At 66.1% G+C, this 3,995-nt stretch carries 3 protein-coding genes; all 3 read right to left on the bottom strand.

Annotated features, from left to right (window positions below; genetic code table 11):
- A partial coding sequence (kdpB, locus tag QOD90_RS03130) for a potassium-transporting ATPase subunit KdpB (RefSeq protein WP_526346574.1) occupies window positions 1-1,850 on the bottom strand: 1,850 nt, incomplete at its 3' end.
- Window positions 1,851-1,944: 94 nt separating this feature from the next.
- On the bottom strand, window positions 1,945-3,615 hold the full coding sequence (kdpA, locus tag QOD90_RS03125; protein WP_526346572.1) for a potassium-transporting ATPase subunit KdpA: 1,671 nt from the start codon (window positions 3,613-3,615) through the stop codon (window positions 1,945-1,947).
- Window positions 3,615-3,704 carry a potassium-transporting ATPase subunit F gene (locus tag QOD90_RS03120; protein ID WP_526346570.1) on the bottom strand — a complete coding sequence of 30 codons (90 nt, stop codon included), beginning with the start codon at window positions 3,702-3,704 and terminating at the stop codon, window positions 3,615-3,617. The genes kdpA and QOD90_RS03120 overlap by 1 nt, the downstream gene beginning before the upstream one ends.
- Window positions 3,705-3,995 lie beyond the last annotated feature (291 nt).

The raw sequence follows: 3,995 nt of genomic DNA, 5'->3' as shown, positions 1-3,995 counted from the left end.
GGACTGTGCAGACGCATCACGTTGAGCAGGTCCAGGCCGGGGAACAACGCGACGAACATCGCCGGGATGATCGCGAAGTACTTCGCAATGTCGTTGGCGATCGAGAACGTCGTCAAGGCGCCGCGCGTGATGAGCAGTTGCTTGCCGATCTCGACGATCTCGATGAGCTTCGTCGGGTCGGAGTCGAGGTCGACCATGTTGCCGGCTTCCTTGGCCGCCGACGTACCGGTGTTCATCGCGACGCCGACGTCGGCCTGGGCCAGCGCTGGCGCGTCGTTGGTGCCGTCGCCGGTCATGGCGACGAGCTTGCCGCCCTCCTGCTCGCTCTTGATCAACGCCAGCTTGTCCTCGGGGGTGGCCTCGGCGAGGAAGTCGTCGACGCCGGCCTCGTCGGCAATTGCCTTGGCCGTCAACGGGTTGTCGCCCGTGATCATCACGGTGCGAATGCCCATTCTGCGCATTTCGTCGAACCGCTCGCGCATGCCTTCCTTGACGACGTCCTTGAGGTGGATGACGCCGAGCGCTCGCGCCTCGCCGCCGGGCCGCACCTCGCCGACCACCAGTGGTGTGCCGCCGCTGGCGGACACTTCGTCGACGAAGTCGCCGAGCTCCGGTGGCACGGTGCCGCCGCCTGCCCGCACCCAGTCGGCGACCGACGCGGCTGCACCCTTGCGCAGTTGATGTCCGTCTTCGAGGTCGACGCCGGACATGCGCGTGGTCGCGGTGAACTCGATCCAGTTGGCGTTGTTCAACTCTCCCGGCGTGCGGGCGCGCAGCCCGAAGCGCTCCTTGGCGAAGACGACGATCGAGCGGCCCTCGGGCGTTTCGTCGGCCAGGCTGGACAGCTGAGCGGCGTCGGCGAACTGTTCGGGGCTGACGCCTGCCAGTGGGGCGAAGGCGCCCGCCTGCCGGTTGCCGAGGGTGATCGTGCCCGTCTTGTCGAGCAGCAGGGTGTTGACGTCACCCGCGGCCTCGACCGCCCGTCCCGACATGGCGAGCACGTTGCGCTGCACCAGTCGATCCATGCCTGCAATGCCGATGGCCGACAGCAGGGCGCCGATCGTGGTCGGGATGAGGCAAACCAGCAGCGCCACCATCACGATTCCGGTGACGCCGTTGGCGTCGAGGGCTTGAGAGTCAAGCACGCCAGGGTTGTTCGCCTTGGAGAAGATCGCCAACGGCTGCAGGGTGGCGACGGCGAACACGAAGATGAGCGTCAGCGCGGCCAGCAGGATGTTCAGCGCGATCTCGTTGGGCGTCTTCTGCCGGTTGGCGCCCTCGACGAGGGCGATCATCCGGTCGATGAAGCTCTCGCCGGGCTTCTGGGTGATCTTGACGACGATGCGGTCAGATAGCACCGTGGTGCCACCGGTCACCGCCGACCGGTCGCCGCCGGATTCGCGGATGACGGGCGCGGATTCACCGGTGATGGCCGATTCATCAACCGAGGCAATGCCTTCCACGACGTCACCGTCACCGGGAATCGGCTGGCCGGCCTCGACGACGACGATGTCACCTTGTTGCAGCAGTGGTGCGGCCACCTCCTCCTCGGTTCCGCTGCCACCGGGGGACCAGCCGGTGAGGCGGCGGGCCATGGCGTCGGACTTGGCCCGGCGCAGACTGTCGGCCTGGGCCTTGCCACGGCCTTCGGCGACCGCCTCTGCGAGGTTGGCGAAAACGACTGTGGCCCAGAGCCACAGCACGACCAGCCAGGAGAACCAGGTCGGCTCCTGCACGGCGAGAACGGTGCTCCACACCGCGCCGACCTCGACGATGAACATGACCGGGTTGCGCCACAGCGTGCGGGGATCGAGCTTGCGCAGCGCGTCGGGGACCGACTTGGCCAACATCTTGGGATCGAGCAGGCCACCGGTGACGGTGCCCTTCGGCTTGGCTTTGGCTTCGCGGGCCTTGGGCGCCGCGGCGACGGTGGTGGTGGACATGTCAGTGGATTCCTTCGGCGAGGGGCCCGAGCGCAAGCGCGGGGAGGAAGGTGAGGGCGACGAGGATCACGGTGACGCCAACGACCATGCCGACGAATTGTGGCCGGTGGGTGGGCAGCGTGCCGATGGACTCCGGGGTGGTGCCTTGTTTGGCGAGTGAACCCGCGAGTGCGAGAACGAGAATCAGCGGCAGGAAGCGGCCGAGGACCATCGCCAGGCCGAGTGCGGTGTTGTACCACTCGGTGTTGACGCTGATGCCTGCGAAGGCCGAGCCGTTGTTGTTCGCCGCGGAGGTGAACGCGTACAGCACTTCCGACAAGCCATGCGGGCCGCTGTTGAGCATGCCGGCCCGTTGCCCCGGCAGTGCCATCGCAGTCGCGGTTCCTACCAGGACGAGCAGCGGTGTGACCAGGAAATAGCTTGCGGCCAACTTGATTTCGCGCGGGGTGATCTTCTTGCCGAGGTACTCCGGCGTCCGGCCCACCATGAGGCCCGCGACGAACACGGTGATCACCGCGAGGATCAGCATGCCGTAGAGCCCCGACCCGGTGCCGCCGGGCGCGACCTCGCCGAGCTGCATGTTGAACATCGTCATCAGGCCGCCGAGGCTGGTGTAGGAGTCGTGGAACGAGTTCACCGCACCCGTCGAAGTCAGGGTGGTCGCGTCGGCGAAGATCGCCGAGTCGAATACGCCGAACCGCTGTTCGACGCCTTCGGTGGCCGCACCGATCGCGGTGGGGTTGGTGCCGTGGGCCTGCAGTTGGAAGAAGCTCATCAGCGTGACGCTGAGCAGAGCGATCGTGCCCATCACCGCGACGATCGCGTACCCCTGCTTCTTGCTCTGCACCATCCGACCGAACGTGCGCGGCAACGAGAAGCTGATGACGAGCAGCAGGAAGATCTCGATCCAGTTGGTCCACGCGGTCGGGTTCTCGAAGGGGTGCGCGGAGTTGGCGTTGAAGAAGCCACCACCGTTGGTGCCCAGTTCCTTGATGGCCTCCTGGCTGGCGACGGGGCCACCGGTGATGGTCTGTTGGGCACCGTTGAGGGTGTCGACGATCTGGTCGTGCAGGTGGAAGTTCTGGATCGCGCCGCCTGCGATGAGGATGATCGCGGCGATGAACGCGATCGGCAGCAGGATGCGAATGGTGCCGCGTACCAGGTCAACCCAGAAGTTGCCGAGCTCGGTGGTGCGGCGACGGGCGAACCCTCGGACCAATGCGATCGCGACCGCCATGCCGACTGCGGCGGAGACGAAGTTCTGCACCGTCAGGCCGGCCATCTGGACCAGGTGCCCCTGGGTGCTCTCACCCGAGTAGGCCTGCCAGTTGGTGTTGGTGACGAAGCTGATCGCGGTGTTCCAGGCCAGTGCCGGAGTCATCTGGGTGGCCGGATCGTTCAGGTGCAGCGGCAGCTTGCCCTGGACGAGCTGGAAGGCGAAGAGGAACAGGACGCTGACGGCCGAGAACGCGAGCACGCTGCGGGCGTAGGCGCCCCAGTTCTGTTCTGACTTGGGGTCGGCGCCGATGAGCCGGTAGATCACGCGCTCGACGCGAGAGTCCTTGTCGGAGCTATACACCCGGTACATGTAGTCGCCGAATGGCACGTGCACGGCTGCCAGCGCCAAGACGAGGAGGGCGAGGAAGGTGATCCCCGCGGCGGTCGTACTCACTAGAACCTCTCCGGGAAGAGCAGCGCCGCGGCCATGAAGACCGCGAGCAGGACGGCCAGGATGAGCCCGACGAGATTTTCGTAGCTCACCGCTCGAACATCCTCTGGACGACGCCGAGCAGCGCGAAGACTGCGATGGTCAGCAGCACGAATACGACTATGGACATGTCGCCGACGCTAGGCCCGCCAACCAGGCGATACGTCGTCCCTTACGGTTTCTTGACGCCGCGGGGACGGCTCTTTACGCGGCCTTTGCGGTGCCGTGCGCGGAGTCACCGGGTTCACGCTTTTAACGGTCGGGGCAATTACTCGCGTACTCACCCGCTGTGGACCTGCTGTGGGTTAGCGTTCGCCCAGTTCGCCGGACTTCTCAGGGTTGGG

Source organism: Mycobacterium sp. (assembly GCF_032161845.1).
Taxonomy (GTDB): Bacteria; Actinomycetota; Actinomycetes; order Mycobacteriales; family Mycobacteriaceae; genus Mycobacterium.
This window is presented reverse-complemented; position numbering and strand designations above follow the sequence as displayed.